16 protein-coding genes and 1 pseudogene are annotated in these 14,780 nt (G+C 57.1%); 9 read left to right on the top strand and 8 right to left on the bottom strand.

Translation table 11 applies throughout. The features are described 5' to 3' along the window. Nucleotides 1-36: 36 nt before the first annotated feature. Both HW561_RS08855 and regB read right to left on the bottom strand, forming a co-directional pair. Nucleotides 37-1,545, bottom strand: a complete 1,509-nt coding sequence (locus HW561_RS08855; protein ID WP_176863810.1) for a PAS-domain containing protein — start codon at nt 1,543-1,545, stop codon at nt 37-39. A gap of 77 nt (nt 1,546-1,622) precedes the next feature. Then, nucleotides 1,623-3,020, bottom strand: a complete 1,398-nt coding sequence (gene regB, locus HW561_RS08850) for a sensor histidine kinase RegB (RefSeq protein ID WP_176863808.1) — start codon at nt 3,018-3,020, stop codon at nt 1,623-1,625. Between the two features lie 90 nt (nt 3,021-3,110). Between regB and HW561_RS08845 the strand changes: the two genes are divergently transcribed. The 3 genes from HW561_RS08845 (at nt 3,111) to HW561_RS08835 (ending at nt 5,841) form a co-directional block, all read left to right on the top strand. Continuing rightward, the gene (locus HW561_RS08845) at nt 3,111-3,728 is read left to right on the top strand and encodes an SCO family protein (RefSeq protein WP_176863806.1); all 618 of its coding nucleotides are present in this window, start codon (nt 3,111-3,113) and stop codon (nt 3,726-3,728) included. An 89-nt stretch (nt 3,729-3,817) separates the two neighbouring features. Then, nucleotides 3,818-4,372: an ActR/PrrA/RegA family redox response regulator transcription factor gene (locus HW561_RS08840; protein ID WP_050604676.1), complete on the top strand. Its 555-nt coding sequence runs from the start codon at nt 3,818-3,820 to the stop codon at nt 4,370-4,372. Nucleotides 4,373-4,551: 179 nt separating this feature from the next. Further along, on the top strand, nt 4,552-5,841 hold the full coding sequence (locus tag HW561_RS08835; RefSeq protein ID WP_176863804.1) for an MFS transporter: 1,290 nt from the start codon (nt 4,552-4,554) through the stop codon (nt 5,839-5,841). Nucleotides 5,842-5,911: 70 nt separating this feature from the next. Here the strand turns inward: HW561_RS08835 and HW561_RS08830 are convergent, their stop codons facing one another. Next, nucleotides 5,912-6,505 (bottom strand): HD domain-containing protein, encoded by a 594-nt coding sequence (locus tag HW561_RS08830; protein ID WP_176863802.1) that lies wholly within the window; start codon nt 6,503-6,505, stop codon nt 5,912-5,914. A 205-nt stretch (nt 6,506-6,710) separates the two neighbouring features. Between HW561_RS08830 and HW561_RS08825 the strand changes: the two genes are divergently transcribed. Both HW561_RS08825 and ahcY read left to right on the top strand, forming a co-directional pair. Next, entirely contained in the window at nt 6,711-7,025 is a 315-nt protein-coding gene (locus HW561_RS08825) for a hypothetical protein (RefSeq protein ID WP_176863800.1), read from the top strand. Between the two features lie 102 nt (nt 7,026-7,127). Next, on the top strand, nt 7,128-8,516 hold the full coding sequence (gene ahcY, locus HW561_RS08820) for an adenosylhomocysteinase (RefSeq protein ID WP_176863798.1): 1,389 nt from the start codon (nt 7,128-7,130) through the stop codon (nt 8,514-8,516). A 59-nt stretch (nt 8,517-8,575) separates the two neighbouring features. Here ahcY and HW561_RS08815 read toward each other — a convergent pair whose 3' ends face one another. Then, nucleotides 8,576-9,223 (bottom strand): DUF899 family protein, encoded by a 648-nt coding sequence (locus tag HW561_RS08815; protein WP_176863796.1) that lies wholly within the window; start codon nt 9,221-9,223, stop codon nt 8,576-8,578. A gap of 189 nt (nt 9,224-9,412) precedes the next feature. On the opposite strand from HW561_RS08815, the gene HW561_RS08810 reads away from it, so the two are divergent. Both HW561_RS08810 and HW561_RS08805 read left to right on the top strand, forming a co-directional pair. Then, nucleotides 9,413-9,754: a DUF2853 family protein gene (locus HW561_RS08810; protein ID WP_176863794.1), complete on the top strand. Its 342-nt coding sequence runs from the start codon at nt 9,413-9,415 to the stop codon at nt 9,752-9,754. Between the two features lie 320 nt (nt 9,755-10,074). Next, entirely contained in the window at nt 10,075-10,932 is an 858-nt protein-coding gene (locus HW561_RS08805) for a hypothetical protein (protein WP_176863792.1), read from the top strand. 10 nt (nt 10,933-10,942) lie between these two features. On the opposite strand, the gene HW561_RS08800 is transcribed toward HW561_RS08805, so the two are convergent. From HW561_RS08800 to tsaD, 4 genes are read right to left on the bottom strand one after another with little or no spacing between them, the layout of a single operon-like run. Next, nucleotides 10,943-11,365 (bottom strand): EVE domain-containing protein, encoded by a 423-nt coding sequence (locus HW561_RS08800; protein WP_176863789.1) that lies wholly within the window; start codon nt 11,363-11,365, stop codon nt 10,943-10,945. Further along, the gene (locus HW561_RS08795; protein WP_176863787.1) at nt 11,365-11,634 is read right to left on the bottom strand and encodes a YciI family protein; all 270 of its coding nucleotides are present in this window, start codon (nt 11,632-11,634) and stop codon (nt 11,365-11,367) included. Before HW561_RS08795 ends, HW561_RS08800 begins: the two co-directional genes overlap by 1 nt. A gap of 1 nt (nt 11,635) precedes the next feature. Beyond that, nucleotides 11,636-12,595, bottom strand: a complete 960-nt coding sequence (locus tag HW561_RS08790; protein WP_176863785.1) for an NAD(P)H-dependent glycerol-3-phosphate dehydrogenase — start codon at nt 12,593-12,595, stop codon at nt 11,636-11,638. Next, nucleotides 12,592-13,689 carry a tRNA (adenosine(37)-N6)-threonylcarbamoyltransferase complex transferase subunit TsaD gene (gene tsaD, locus HW561_RS08785; RefSeq protein ID WP_176863783.1) on the bottom strand — a complete coding sequence of 366 codons (1,098 nt, stop codon included), beginning with the start codon at nt 13,687-13,689 and terminating at the stop codon, nt 12,592-12,594. The genes HW561_RS08790 and tsaD overlap by 4 nt, the downstream gene beginning before the upstream one ends. Before the next feature lie 98 nt (nt 13,690-13,787). On the opposite strand from tsaD, the gene HW561_RS08780 reads away from it, so the two are divergent. Beyond that, nucleotides 13,788-14,501 carry a uroporphyrinogen-III synthase gene (locus HW561_RS08780; RefSeq protein WP_176863781.1) on the top strand — a complete coding sequence of 238 codons (714 nt, stop codon included), beginning with the start codon at nt 13,788-13,790 and terminating at the stop codon, nt 14,499-14,501. A gap of 54 nt (nt 14,502-14,555) precedes the next feature. Then, nucleotides 14,556-14,780 (top strand): annotated as a pseudogene (locus HW561_RS23895) (hypothetical protein); the annotation flags it as partial.

Raw genomic sequence — 14,780 nt, 5'->3', positions numbered from 1 at the left:
CCACAATAAACGCAGCCCGATCCGCTGCAACCCGGTTCAGGCGCTGATTTGTTGCATCCCTTTGATGGCGGCAGATCTATTATGTGGGGAAAACCGGACAATAGTCGCGCCGTTCTGCATCGGTGTGACCGTACATTCCAGCGCGATGCCGTTCCGGGTCCGAATTTCAGCCGACCATTCGGCGCGGTTGTCGCGCATTTCGACGAAATCCCGGATCTCTCCGAGGATCGGCGTGGCTACACAATGTTCCTGCCATTTCCGCGTCACATCCATGACCGAGTCAGTGTCAAACCCGACCTCATCCGTGTCGCCCCAGAGCTTTTGATAGGCATAGTTTGTCAGCGCCAGCGTCCCATCATCCGCAAATACGGCTATGGCGTCTGCCAGCTTGTCCAGAATGGATTGCATCAGATCCATCTCGGATCGAAACCGACGGGTCAGGGTGATCTCGGCAGTGATATCTTCGAACAGAAAGGCCACGGCGCCGTCCGGATGCGGCCGGCCACTGACAGAATAGACCGACCCGGACGGAAGCGACCAGGTTTCCTGATAATTGCCGTCTTCGGCCGCTTCCAGCAGATCATTCATCTGGCGTCGCCAACTGCGGTAATTCTTCGGCTCTGGCATCATGTGTTGATCGCGCAGACGGTCAAAAAAGCTCGACAGGCTGGGGCGGCAACTGAGAAAATCGGGGGGTAGGGCGGTCAGATCGATCAAAGCCGGGTTGAACAGGGCCAGCTGTCGGTTCCGGTCGAAAATGGCCAGTCCGATGGACAGCTGTGCAAAGGTCTTGGTCATGGTCTGCACGAATTTGCGCTGGGCGGTTTCCGCCTCGACAATGGCGTTGATGTCCACGGCATAGCACAGGCGGCCTTCGTCGCGATCAACTTGGGTCAGATCGAACCACAATTTGTTGGTGCTGCCCTCCACATCGACCGAGATGCGGGACTTTCCACTTAGCCGGGCATCATCCAACGGGGTCGGAAACAGGGCAGCGGTCAGATCGGCGTCCTGACCGCGTGCCTTGCGGACGAGGGCGACATAAGCTGCGTTGCACCAGCGGACCCGGTCGTTGCGATCCAACAACCACACCGGATAAGGTGCCTGATCCATCGCCAGCCGGATGGGATCGTTGGGGTCGCGCAGCACTGTGTTCGAGGTCCTGGACAACGCGCGCAGCCGTACGCGGACGATGCCATCGATCCATTCGCACAACACTTCGCGTTCGACCGTGCAATCGATGGCGGACACCAGCAGACTGCCCTGATCGCGCACAATTTCGGGTGTTTCGGGAAAGGTCGGAAAGTCCCGCTGCAAGAGACGCCGCAAATCGTCCCAGTCGCTGACAGCTTCAAAACCGGCTAGCGCAATGTCCGAGTGGCTGATCAGCCGGTGGCCGTCAAACAGGAACACGGCATCAAACAGAGAAGAGGGTGAGAACAGCCCATAGCTGTCATCACGCCGCGCGCGACGTGGCAAAAGCCATTGAACCGCGAAACAACAAGAGACCAGGCTGATCGCGGCCAGGATGATCCAGTCGGCCATTCATTACCCCATACCTGAAAGGAACCGGGTCAGATTATGATCACGATTGGTTAACGGTGTCTTAACTGACGCCTGATCTACGCCTGGATATGCTTGTTCTCGCCGGATGGGACGGGCGTGTCGCCTTTTTGTGCGTCAATCAGATTGCGCGGCCACGACACTTTGACGATCGCGCCCTTTCGATCCGGATGGTCGGACAAGTGCTGATACGGGTCCGAGCCGTTCGCAAATGCAAGTTGCGCGCCGCTACGTTCCAGCAAAGTCTTGGCGATGAACAGGCCCAGACCCATCCCCTCGTATTCGGGGCGCGCCCGCTGGTCGGATTCGGCCCGTCTTCGACGCATAAACGGGTCGCCGATGCGGCCAATCATCTGCGAAGGGTAGCCGCGCCCGTCATCCATGATGCTGATCGTGATCCGGTCGGTGGTCCATTCGGCCTCGACCCAGACATTGGCGCGGGCGAAATCCACCGCATTCTGGATCAGGTTGCGTAACCCATGGATGATCTCGGGCTTACGCAGGATCGAAGGTTGCTGGACATCCCCATCTTGCACTGGTCCTTCGTCGAAATGAACTATTTTGCCCCGGTCGATATGCGGCTCGGCCGCTTCGTGCACAACGGTTGAAAGCGGCGCCTGTCGCAAATGCAAATCGTCCTTACCGGCCCGGCCCATGTCGCGCAAAATGTCGCGGCAGCGGTTGGCCTGTTCCCGGATCAGCGCGGCGTCCTCTTTCAGATCGGGGCGGTCATCCAGCTCTTCGATCAGCTCCGAACTGGTTAGCTTGATCGTGGCCAGTGGCGTGCCCAGCTCATGCGCGGCGGCGGCGACGACACCGCCCAGATCGGTCAGCTTCTGCTCACGCGCCAGGGCCATATGCGTGGCCGAGAGCGCCTCGGACATCGACTGCACTTCGGAACTGACCCGATGGGAATAGGCGCCGATAAACACGATGGCGATGATGATCGCCGCCCAGTTTCCGAACAGCAAAATTTCGGGAATGCGCAACTCGAGCCCCAGATTTGTACTCAGGGGCAGATGAAACTCGGCCAGCAGGGTGGTCAGGAAAATCGCCACGCCGCCAACGATCAAGGTCGAGCGTGTGCTCATGACATTGGCAGAGATCGTCACCGGCCCCACCAGCAGCAGGGCGAACGGATTGTTCAGGCCACCGGTAAGGTACAGCAGAAAGGCAAGCTGCAGCAGATCGAACAGCACCATCAGAAAGTTCTCGAACTCGGATAGGCGCTTGTTCTGAGGAAACAGCATGATTGCGGTCAGGTTGCCCATCACGGATACGCCGATGGCCAGATAGCACAGACCTACTTCGAGCTGTACGTGATAGGTGCGCTGAGCGACGGTGATCGCAGTGATCTGGCCGAATATGGCCACCCATCGCAACAGGATCAGGGTCCGCAGGCGAATCCAGCTGCTGCGTTCCTGGCCGCGCCAAAAGGTCTGATTGGAATCTGCCATTGGTCCACTATGTCCTGTTGCATCGGCTGATCATCTTGATAGGTGTCCCGGTCGAAACGATCAACAACCCCTTGCGTCCGGATAATCGTCATGACCCGCCTATATGCTATACTCGCAACCGTTGTTCTTGCTGTCGGCCTTGGTGCCATGTGGCTGATGACCCGGGGGGGCTCGGACGACAAATTCGCGCAGTGCCGCTCCAGCCAGATTGCTGGTGGTACGGCTACGATCGGCGGGCCGTTTGAGCTGGTTAACGCCAAGGGCGAAACCGTCACCGACACGGACGTGATCACCGAGCCTACTCTGGTTTATTTTGGCTATACCTTCTGCCCTGATGTCTGTCCGCTGGATACCTCGCGAAATGCCGAAGCTATCGATTTGTTGGCCGAACGCGGCCAGTCGGTGACGCCTGTGTTCATCTCGATCGATCCGGATCGCGATACGCCTGATGCTGTGGGTGACTTCGCCTATAACCTGCATGAAAAGATGATCGGCCTGACCGGTTCGGCTGAGCAGGTGAAGGCGGCCAGCAAGGCATACAAGACATATTACAAGGCGCAGGACAAAAGCGACGAGTACTATCTGGTTGATCATTCCACCTTTACCTATCTGGTTACGCCCGAAGATGGATTCCTGGAATTCTTCAAACGTGACGACACCGCCGAGCAGATGGCAGACAAAGTTGGCTGCTTTCTGGATCAGACCTGAGCCCGACACCACATCGGTTTGACGTTTGAAATGGCGCTGCTATTACTCATGTTTAAGCCAAAGGCGTGAAATAGCGGAAAGACCAACATATGGCAGACAGTTCTCAGCTTGATATCGGCCCCGATAAATCCCTGCTTTTGGTGGACGATGACGAGCCGTTTCTGAGACGCCTGGCCAAAGCCATGGAGAAACGTGGATTCGAGGTTGAAACCGCCGGATCCGTCGCCGCAGGCCGCGCCATCTCCACGGCCCGCCCGCCTGCCTATGCGGTGGTCGATCTGCGGCTAGAGGATGGCAACGGTCTGGATGTGGTCGAGGTGCTGCGGGAAAAGCGCCCCGACAGCCGGGTTGTGGTTCTGACCGGATACGGAGCCATCGCCACCGCCGTGGCCGCCGTCAAGATCGGCGCGACGGACTACCTGTCGAAACCCGCCGACGCCACTGACATCACCAACGCACTGCTGGCCAAGGGCGACGAATTGCCCCCTCCACCGGAAAATCCGATGAGCGCGGATCGTGTGCGCTGGGAACATATCCAGCGCGTCTATGAGCTGTGTGATCGGAACGTATCCGAGACGGCGCGTCGGTTGAACATGCACCGGCGGACGCTGCAGCGGATTTTGGCGAAACGCAGTCCACGGTAGTGGTTCTGAGCTAAACCACTTTAGTACAGGTACTTGGGTGAGCGGAAACGGCAAGGTCGGCTTTGCGGACCAAACCAGACCTTCGCCCCACTTGCACGAACGGCCGCTTGGGTGCGCGGCATAGGTTTTGGCTCACATAATGTATTGTGCATGTCGACAGCAACTACGATGCTGCAAAGATGGTCACCGAAGTCGAGTTCTCTTTCGCAGCACTGAATGAGTCAGCGCGACGGCACATTCGTGTGTTTCAGATACACCAGTTCCTTGACCGTTTTGCGATGGGACTGACAGTCGCCGTTGTTGCTCTGGCATTGACTGACCGTGGCATGGACCTCTTTCAAATCTCGCTTCTCTTCGGGGTCTACTCGCTCACGACTATGGCGATGGAGCTGCCGTTTGGTGGCCTCGCCGACAGTATTGGCCGCAAGCCGGTCTTTTTGACGGCGGTCGTCGCCAGTTTGATTTCGCTCGTGCTTTTTCTCTCGACGAGTGATTTCTATGTCCTGGCGCTTTCATTTGCATTCATCGGTTTTGGACGCGCGCTTCGATCGGGCACGCTTGATGCGTGGTTTGTCGAAACTTTCAAGGCTACCGCGCCTAATGTGGATGTCCAGCCCGCACTGGCCAAAGCGCAATGGGCTAACGCTGTAGGGTTGGCCATTGGCGCCGTCTTGGGAGGTCTTCTGCCCGATATTTTGGGCGAGGACGCGAAAAGCCTTGGGTTCAGCATCTATGATGTGTCCTACGTGGCAAGCTTCGGTGTGATGTTGGGCGTGTTTGTTTTCACGATGTTGGCCATTGTCGAAAAACCGCGTCCGATGAACGTCACGGCTCTCATGCACGGCTTCGCTAATGTCCCAACGGTGATAAAGGACGCGAGCCTTTTGGCTCTTAAACATCCCGCTCTGTCGATACTTCTGGCAGCGTTGGCGTTCTTTCTGATGGCAACCAACCCTGTCGAGGTGATCTGGCCGACCCATGCAAAACCCATGTTGGACGAGGGTTATGCAAACACCGTCATCGGTGTCGTGACTGCGACCTATTTCTTCTCCATCGCTTTCGGCGCATCTCTGTCTCCGCACATCAGCCGGATCTTCAAGCGGCGGCACCCCATGACGCTGGCGGCGACCTTTGCTTGCTTGGCGGGCGTTCAGATCACATTGGCGTTGCAAGGCAGTATCATCGGCTTTGTGGCAGTATTCGTCCTGTATTCTGTGATCCTTGGTGTCAGCGAAACGCCGGCCAGCAGCATTCTGCATCGCTGTGTAGAAGACCGTCAGCGGTCGACCATGCTATCTCTGAAATCGCTGATACAACAGTTGGGGGCCGCATTGGGTCTGGTTTTGGCCGGAACTGTCGCTGAAATTTACTCTACACCTATCGCATGGATTGTCGGTGCGGTGTTTCTGTTCATTGCAGTGATACTGATCTTGGTGTTGGTCAGACGACTGGCCGTAGAAGCCGAATAGCTGACATTCGTGCGCCGTGCAGTATTGATCATTTTGGGCTCGGAGCCGACATTAGTCGCATTGGGTCCGCTCAAATCAACCCGATCAATTCTCCATGCCGATGTGTATACGCCTGCCGCACCTCAACCGGCGGTTTTAGCCTGATCTCCAACCCCTCCATCACCGCCTTATCCGGGCGGCCAAAGAACTTCGTCGCCTCCGCCTCGGAAAAGCCCGCGATCTGGGTGGCCTCCATCCAGGCGCTGATCTTGTCGGCCTTTTTGATCTGACGTTTTATCGTTTTCGGCACCACGGCAGGTAGCCCGAACCGGATGTGGATCGCTGCTGCCAATCGGTCGTCCAGCGCGCCGTAACCCGGGCCCACAGCGGATTTCACCGGCGAGATCATGTCTCCGATCACGTATTCCGGCGCATCGTGTAACAAGGCTGCAAGCCGCCATTTCACCGGAGCTTTGGGCGCGATACGGCCAAAAATCTCTTCAACCAGCAGGGAGTGCTCGGCCACGGAATAGGCGAAATCGCCCATAGTCTGCCCGTTCCAACGCGCAACAAAGGCCAACCCGTGGGCGATATCTTCGATCTCAATATCCACTGGTGTTGGGTCCAGCAGGTCCAGCCTGCGGCCCGACAGCATTCTCTGCCATGCTCTGGGTTGTGTTGCCATACTGCCATGCCTTGTGAAGTTGGACACGTTGAATTCGCGCTTTTGTGCTATGATGTACCTGTCTGGATCACTTGCTGCCAACATTTTCTTGAGCATTCGTGCTTTGAACCCGAGCAACAAGATCCCGACATTAGGACTGAGGGGGGTGCATACTCCTCACAGTTGCGCCCTCTCGAAACGAAACCCGTATCGAAAGGAGCATGTTATGTTCAAGCGTTTGTTTGCAATAGCCCTGACCTTTGGAATGGCCGCCACCGCGCCCCCTGCCTTTGCCCAGAATTGTGCAGAGCGCGATCAGGTTATCGACAAGCTGCAGGAGGCATACTCGGAAGAGCTGACCTTTGGTGGTTTGCAGAAAACACGCGGCGCACAGTCGGTCATGGAGGTCTGGACCTCAGAAAAAACGGGAAGTTACACCGTTTTGGTGACCCACGCGAACGGCATTAGTTGTATTGTCGCCGTTGGCACAGATTTTTTCGAAGCGATCCCCAAAATCAAAGTTGAGGGCACGCCCAGCTGATTTTCGCGGCGTAATATCTCGTATTCGACCATCTACATTGCCACCTGCCCCAAGGAATGCTAGGGGCAGCCCGGACTTTTATTTACCGGAATGGAGCACCTGATGGCCGGGGATTATATCGTTAAGGACATTTCGCTGGCCGAGTTCGGCCGCAAAGAACTTGATATCGCAGAAACGGAAATGCCGGGCCTGATGTCCCTGCGCGCCGAATACGGCGAAAGCAAGCCGCTGAAAGGTGCGCGCATTGTTGGCTCGTTGCATATGACGATCCAGACCGCCGTACTGATCGAAACGCTTGTGGCGCTGGGCGCGGATGTGCGCTGGGCATCGTGCAACATCTTCTCGACTCAGGATCATGCAGCGGCAGCGATTGCTGCATCTGGTGTGCCTGTTTTCGCCATCAAAGGTCAGACGCTGGAAGAGCATTGGGATTACCTCGACAAATCTTTCCTGTTCGAAGATGGCCCCAACATGATCCTGGACGATGGCGGCGACGCGACATTGTACATCCTGCTGGGTGCGCGTGCCGAAGCGGGTGAGGACATCATCCCTGTTCCAGGTTCGGAAGAAGAAGAAGCGATCAAGGCACAGATTGCCAAGCGGATGGCGGCGTCGCCCGGTTGGTTCACCAAGATGCGCGACCAGATTCAGGGCGTGTCCGAGGAAACCACAACCGGTGTGAACCGTCTGTACCAACTGGTCAAGGAAGGCCAACTGCCCTTCCCGGCGATCAATGTGAACGACAGCGTCACCAAGTCGAAGTTCGATAACAAATACGGCTGCAAGGAATCGCTGGTTGACGGCATCCGTCGCGCTACTGATACGATGATGGCTGGTAAGGTCGCTGTCGTTTGCGGTTATGGCGATGTGGGCAAAGGCTCGGCCGCGTCGCTGAGCGGTGCTGGTGCCCGTGTGAAAGTGACCGAGGTTGACCCGATCTGCGCATTGCAGGCCGCGATGGACGGGTTCGAGGTTACCTTGCTGGAGGACGAAGTTGCCAGCGCGGACATCTTCATCACCACCACCGGCAACAAGGACGTGATCCGCATCGAGCATATGCGCGCGATGAAGGACATGGCCATAGTCGGCAATATCGGTCACTTCGACAATGAAATTCAGGTCGCCAGCCTGAAGAACCACAAGTGGACCAACATCAAGGAACAGGTGGACATGATCGAGATGCCCTCGGGCAATCGTCTCATCCTGCTGTCCGAAGGCCGTCTGTTGAACCTTGGCAACGCCACCGGTCACCCGTCCTTTGTGATGTCGGCCTCCTTCACCAACCAGGTTCTGGCGCAGATCGAGCTGTTCACCAAGGGTGATGAGTACGACAATCAGGTCTATATCCTGCCCAAGCATCTGGACGAAAAAGTCGCCCGTCTGCATCTGGACCGTATCGGTGTGAAGCTGACGCGGATGGACAGCGAGCAAGCATCTTATATTGGCGTGAAGCCCGAAGGCCCGTATAAGCCCGAGCATTACCGCTACTAATTTCTGCACAGTGCAGAATGCAAGCGGCGGCCGTTCTGGCCGCCGTTTTTCTTTTGATGTCAGCGCAATGAGGGTAGGAATTCGCCGCGCCCTTGTGGCGTGAAATCCAGAATGTTCCAAAGCGGCCAGGCCGCATCAATGTGCCTTGGGTGCCAGTCGCTGGGCTCAAAGAACAACTCAGAACTCCAGAAATGATGCACGCCATCCCGATCGCGGTGAAACACGTTCAGGATTGGCAACTGGCTGCCGTCATCCATTTCCGCCAGATAATCACGCTGATAAGTTGTGCCCATTGCGGAATATAGCGGTAATTCCTGCCATTCCATCCGGGTTTTAAGCGCGGCAAGTGTCGCGGGCGTGTTCTGGGCCACCACCGCAATTGAAGTTGTCTGAGACAAATGTGCGATCTGGCTATTCAGCCCGTCCAAAAAGGCCGAGCACATGGGACAGGGTGATTTTGCGTCAGATGCGTACATCAAGGAATAGATGACCAACGTATCGTGCGACCCGAACAGAGAGGACAGCGGGGCGGACGACCCATCCAGCGCGCGAAATTCATAATCCTCTGAAAGGATGCCGCCCTTGGGCAATCCGCGCCGCAGGGTGGCGACCTTTTCAACCTGTGCTCTTAGCTCTGTTTCGGCGGTCAGCAGGCGGTTCCGCGCCGCTCTGTATTCGGGGCTTTCATTTGGTAGGGAAACGGGCATGACGATCTCCTCATCCTAATATTTAACACATATGTTAAATAATGAAGAACCCAAAATCAACCCTGAATGATGGCCGGGATTTGCTTAGGGGGAATGCTCCGGATTTTTCCCTTTGTGCAATTACATCTGCCCGTTACCGTATCTCCGGCGCTGGAATGGCCAGAACTCAACCCGAACCAGGAGACGACAATGGGAAAACGCGACGAACTGATTGCCAAATATGCCGAAGATCTGAAAAGCAAATGCGGTATGGAACCAGACATGGACCTGCTGACCAAAGTCACCATTGGCTGTGGCCCGGCAGTTTATGACGCGGACGCATCCACAGTTGCCGCCAGCCAGGAATCCGAGCTTGAGACGGTCAAGAACAACTTCCTGATCAAAAAGCTGGGCCTGTCCGATGGCCCCGAGCTGATGGCGGCGATCAACAAAGCCATGGAAACCTATGGCATGTCCGAGCGCAACAAATACCGCGCGGTCGTCTATTACATGCTGACCAAGCAATTTGGCAAAGAGTCGGTTTACGGCTGATCCCGTTTTAATCTTTCTTTACGCCCGTCGGTAACCGGCGGGCGTTTTGTATTTGATTTACAATTTACAGACTTGCCGTTTGAAGCGTCCAGCAGAATTCGGCTAATGTCATCTTGTGACCAGGACGGTCAGAACCAAGAGATTCTATACGCGTGTGGTGAGTAGGGAGCATGCGGGGTAGGGAAGGTTCTGCATCGTCAGGGCCTTCCCTTTTTTGCATCTGGAACTAGGCGACAACCTCATAACACTGCGCAAATTTGGGGTTTTGTCTAAAAAATGTTACTGTCCGCTGACTTTTACCACGGCAGGGGGACCGTGTTATGTTCAAAAAGTCAGACTTTCTAATCGTATTTGGCGTCATTCTGGTTGGATCATGTGCCAACCTGGTTTGGGTTGAGCCCAAGGTCTATATGCCTGGCTCGACCGAGATTGAGGTGGACGGATTTGGAATCAACGGACCTGTCGACATCCTGCCTCGGGGGACATCGGCGGTCACGATCTCGCATGAGATCACCAATGCGGGCAGCAGCGCGGTGCCTGCCGGGTATCAGATCACCGAGACAGTCGTTCAGTGGGTCTTTCAGCGCAATGTCACCAGCGTTGGCTGGCTTGAAGGTGACCCGGCCACGCACACCATTGCTCAACTGACGCAAAGTGGCCCGGCTTTGGGTCCGGGTGAATCCGCGGTTATTTCCTTTGGACCATTTCCAGTTGGCAGCTGTGGACTGTTCGGCGAGACGCTCGAACTCGACACGACCAACATCGTCGTGGAATCATCCAATCAGGATAACGAGGACGAGCATCTGTTCTTTGTGCCCAGCAATCAGATCATCAACATTACGGCGACCACGATCAACGGGGCGTTGTTCCACAAGAATGGTCGCACGCTGACCCACCAGTTCAGGATCAACTCGGGCGGCGCGGGAAATCAGTGGCTTTACACCGGGTTCTCATGGATTGCGACTGAAGGGTCCTCGGCTGACGCAGTGCCGACACCGACCGGTCGGGTTCCTCAGGGGCCAGCGCCGCAACTGATCAACATGTTTGTCACCCCAAAGGATCACAAGCATTCTCCATTGGGCTTTGGACCCTCGGTAAAGGGCAAGGTTACCGCTATTTCAACGGATGGCTGTGTGATCAAGCAAAAGGCAGTCGAAGTGCTAATCGAACATGAATGAACTTGCGACTTCAATCGGCCTGAGTCCGACCCAGATCACAGATCAAGCGCCATTCCGCGTCACCGACCGGTTGCACCGATAGGCGTGAGTTCCTGACCAACACCATCTCGGCCAGCCGTTCATCGGCTTTGATTTGATCCAGAGTCACTGCGGTGGTGAAAGGGCGTATAGCCTTGATATCAACGCATTCCCAGCGGTCGTCATCTGTTGTGCTGTCGGGATGCGCCTCGGCGCAGACCTCGACTATGCCGACAATCGCCTTGTCCTTTTGCGAATGGTAGAAAAAGCCACGATCGCCGATGTGCATCTGGCGCATGAAATTGCGCGCCTGATAATTGCGCACGCCATCCCATTCCTCGCCAGCCTCGCCCTTGGCAACCTGTTGATCCCAGCTCCAGGTCGAAGGTTCGGATTTGAACAGCCAATACGCCATCAGCCGATAACCTTTTTCCAAGGGATTAGCTCGACCGACTGAAACAATCCCGCTTGGGCGTATGGGTCATTGTCTGCCCAAGTCTGTGCGGCGGCCAGATTGTCTACATCGAGGATGATCAGGGACCCGATCATTGCGTCTCTGTCCAGCAAGGGACCGGCCTGCGAGACGACGCCGGTTTCCTCGATATAGGCCAGATGGGCCGTGCGGTTGTCCAGCCGGGTTTGCAGCGCGCCGTCCTTGTCACGGGCGATAAGGGCGATGAGCATGTTATTCCTCCTTAAGTGGGCGATTGAGCAGTGATTGAAGCGCTTCGGTCACACTGTAAGCGCCGCTGCTGAGTTCTGCCACCGTTGTGCTGATTGGCATCTCCAGCCCCTCGGCGGTTGCGATGTCGGCCATAGCCTGCGCTGTGGCGACGCCTTCGACCGTTGTGTTGGCGTCGAACGTCTCGTGTTTGCCCAGTGACAGGCCAAAGCGATAGTTTCGCGACAGCTCAGACGAGCAGGTCAACACCAGATCGCCCAGGCCGGAAAGGCCCATCAGGGTTTCAGGCCGTGCCCCGCGCAGTGTTGCAAACCGCTGCATTTCGGCGAAGCCGCGGGTGATCAGGGCTGCCCGGGCACTGTCACCCAGACCCGCACCAATACTGGCGCCACATCCAATCGCCATCACGTTCTTCAGGGCACCGCCCAATTCAGCTCCAATCGTATCCGTTGTGCGGTAAAGGCGCAGATTGGCCGTGGTCAACTCTGCTTGCAGGGATTGGCTCATCGCGGCATCCGCGCAGGCCAGTGTCAGCGCGGTAGGCAGACCGCGCGCAATATCGTCGGCAAAGCTGGGGCCCGTTAACAACGCCGCCCGCGCCTCCGGGACCGTCTGGTCAATGACCGACACCGGACCCAGACCCGTGGACAGTTCGATCCCCTTACAACAGGCAACCAGTGTTTTGCCCGTCAGCAAAAACGCATGCCGGGACAGCGCGCTGCGAAGTTGCTGCATAGGAACGGCCAAAAGCAGGGTTTCAGCCTGGGTCGCCGTATCGATGTCAGATGTGACAATGATATCTGAGGGTAGCGCTACGCCCGGAAGCCGCGTGTTTTGACGCGTATCCTGCATTTTAAGTGCTTGATCCGCGTCGCGAGACCACAGGGTTACTGGCCTTTTCCCGGCCAGGGATATCGCCAAAGCGGTACCAAACGCGCCCGAGCCCAACACCGAAACACTCATGCCTTGGCGCCTTTCTTGCCACTGCCCAGCATCGCCGGGCTGGTCTGATCCAACGGCCAACGGGGGCGGGCGGTCAGGTCCAACCCATCCCGCGCACCATTACGATACCGCTCCATCCCGGCAAAGGCGATCATGGCCGCATTGTCGGTGCATAAGCTTAAGGGTGGTGCCGTAAATTTTGCACCCAATTCCGTACAAACAGTCTCTAACGCGGTTCGAATAGCAGTATTGGCGGCAACACCACCTGCCACCGCAATCACTGGCTCAGCTGGCGCCTCGGTAAGGTAAACTGCGACAGCCCGCCGGGTTTTCTCGGCAAGCGTGTCAACGATGGCTCGTTGAAATCCGGCGCACAGGTCGGCCCGGTCTTGTCGGGTCAACCCGCCTTTTTCCGAGGCGATCTGATCTCGCATCCGCATCAGCGCAGTTTTGAGGCCCGAGAATGACAAATCGCAACCGGGACGGTCTAGCAAGGGTCGAGGGAATCGAAACCGTTTGGGATCGCCTGAACGGGCTTCGGATTCCACCGATGGTCCCCCAGGTTGCGGCAGGCCAAGCAGGCGGGCAGTTTTGTCGAAGGCCTCGCCGGGGGCATCGTCGATGGTGCCGCCCAGACGGATAAAATCCTCGGGCCCCCGTGCGATCAGATATTGGCAATGCCCGCCTGAAACCAGCAGCATGAGGTAGGGAAACGCAATCCCATCCGTCAGTCGTGGTGTCAGGGCGTGCCCGGCCAGATGATTGACGCCGACCAGGGGCAGGCCTGTCGCGGCACATAAACCTTTGGCACACATGACCCCTGACATAACCCCGCCAATCAACCCTGGCCCGGCGGTCACCGCGACTGCGTCCATATCCCGCAGGGTCAGCCCGGCGGCATCCAGCGCCTGAACCACACAGATATCCAGTTTTTCCGCATGCGCGCGGGCTGCGATTTCGGGCACGACACCGCCAAACGCACTGTGCAACTCGGTCTGACCATGCACGATTGAAGACAGAATTTCGGCTTGCCCACCTTCAGTTTGACGCACAACGGCGGCAGCCGTGTCGTCACAGCTGCTTTCCAACCCGAGGACGGTAAGTGTTTGCACCATTGGCCTGATCCGTTGCATCATGACTGCCAAGCGGGGTATCACCCTGCGCGGATGCAAACAATCCTCAAGGCCGAAGGCGCCGCCCGTTGTATTTGTTGATGACCCGCCCTCGCGCCGCCTCGGAGAGGTTCGTAGCGCAGCTGCCGACCCGCACCAGATCGCGGGTCACGGTCATCCATTCCCCATTGCTGGAAATCAGACATCTGCCGGTGCAGGTGGTGACAACGGCCGTGCAGGGCTTGATCTTTACGTCGGCAAACGCCGTGAATGCTGCGGTCTCGATCGGTGTCACCCGCGATTTGCCCGCCTATTGTGTTGGTCCCGCGACGACTGGCGCCGCGAACGGGGCAGGTTGGCAGGCGCAGATGGTTGGCGGGACGGCAGAAGAGCTTGTGGCCAGCTTGCTGAAAATCAGACCTGAAAGCCCTTTGCTGCATCTGCGCGGTGAACATAGCCGGGGGGACGTCGCCGAACGATTGACCGAGCTGGGCGTAACCACGCTGGAGCAGCCGGTCTATCAACAACATTTGCTGCCGCTGACGGACGAGGCATCCGAGGTGGCTGCGGGAAATGTGCCGGTTGTTGCGCCAATATTCTCGCCCCGCACCGCGCGACAATTTGCCGATGTCTGGCCCGGTTCAGCGCCATTATGGCTGGCTGCGATCAGTCAAGCGACGGCTGAACCCCTTAGATCCTTGGGGTATGATTGCCTGAGGGTGGTTACAAAGCCGACACCCACGAAAATGCGCAAGGCCGTTAAAAAGCTTGTGAAACACGCGATGCGGGTTGAGGGTGAGCCGGGTGCGGACTAACTTGGAAGCGTCTGTAGTTCAGGTGTTTTTGGAATCGATAAGGGGAATGCGGCGGTGGCTGGTAAGAAGAAAACCGATCAGGAACCGATAGAGGACCCCAAATCGGATGAGGTGGTCGCAGGCGTTGATGTCGAATCCGAGGTTGAATCCGGAGATAAGCCCCTTGACCCGCCCGAGCCTGCGGACGAGGTAATTTCCGAAGCCGAAGCCGAAGCCGAAGCCGAAGCCGAAGCCGAAGCCGAAGCCGAAGCCGAAGCCGAAGCCGAAGCCGAAGCCGAA

This window comes from Ruegeria haliotis, from assembly GCF_013377785.1.
GTDB lineage: Bacteria > Pseudomonadota > Alphaproteobacteria > Rhodobacterales > Rhodobacteraceae > Ruegeria > Ruegeria haliotis.
The sequence above is the reverse complement of the archived record's forward strand: the minus strand, read 5'-3'. Positions and strand labels throughout refer to the sequence as shown.

Coding starts and splice junctions, on each gene's coding strand:
- HW561_RS08835 (WP_176863804.1), top strand. CDS start 4,552: ATGGTCACCGAAGTCGAGTTCTCTTTCGCAGCACTGAATGAGTCAGCG.
- HW561_RS08830 (WP_176863802.1), bottom strand. CDS start 6,505: ATGGCAACACAACCCAGAGCATGGCAGAGAATGCTGTCGGGCCGCAGG.
- HW561_RS08805 (WP_176863792.1), top strand. CDS start 10,075: ATGTTCAAAAAGTCAGACTTTCTAATCGTATTTGGCGTCATTCTGGTT.
- HW561_RS08815 (WP_176863796.1), bottom strand. CDS start 9,223: ATGCCCGTTTCCCTACCAAATGAAAGCCCCGAATACAGAGCGGCGCGG.
- ahcY (WP_176863798.1), top strand. CDS start 7,128: ATGGCCGGGGATTATATCGTTAAGGACATTTCGCTGGCCGAGTTCGGC.
- HW561_RS08795 (WP_176863787.1), bottom strand. CDS start 11,634: ATGCTCATCGCCCTTATCGCCCGTGACAAGGACGGCGCGCTGCAAACC.
- HW561_RS08840 (WP_050604676.1), top strand. CDS start 3,818: ATGGCAGACAGTTCTCAGCTTGATATCGGCCCCGATAAATCCCTGCTT.
- HW561_RS08790 (WP_176863785.1), bottom strand. CDS start 12,595: ATGAGTGTTTCGGTGTTGGGCTCGGGCGCGTTTGGTACCGCTTTGGCG.
- HW561_RS08780 (WP_176863781.1), top strand. CDS start 13,788: ATGACCCGCCCTCGCGCCGCCTCGGAGAGGTTCGTAGCGCAGCTGCCG.
- HW561_RS08825 (WP_176863800.1), top strand. CDS start 6,711: ATGTTCAAGCGTTTGTTTGCAATAGCCCTGACCTTTGGAATGGCCGCC.
- HW561_RS08855 (WP_176863810.1), bottom strand. CDS start 1,545: ATGGCCGACTGGATCATCCTGGCCGCGATCAGCCTGGTCTCTTGTTGT.
- regB (WP_176863808.1), bottom strand. CDS start 3,020: ATGGCAGATTCCAATCAGACCTTTTGGCGCGGCCAGGAACGCAGCAGC.
- HW561_RS08800 (WP_176863789.1), bottom strand. CDS start 11,365: ATGGCGTATTGGCTGTTCAAATCCGAACCTTCGACCTGGAGCTGGGAT.
- tsaD (WP_176863783.1), bottom strand. CDS start 13,689: ATGGTGCAAACACTTACCGTCCTCGGGTTGGAAAGCAGCTGTGACGAC.
- HW561_RS08810 (WP_176863794.1), top strand. CDS start 9,413: ATGGGAAAACGCGACGAACTGATTGCCAAATATGCCGAAGATCTGAAA.
- HW561_RS08845 (WP_176863806.1), top strand. CDS start 3,111: ATGACCCGCCTATATGCTATACTCGCAACCGTTGTTCTTGCTGTCGGC.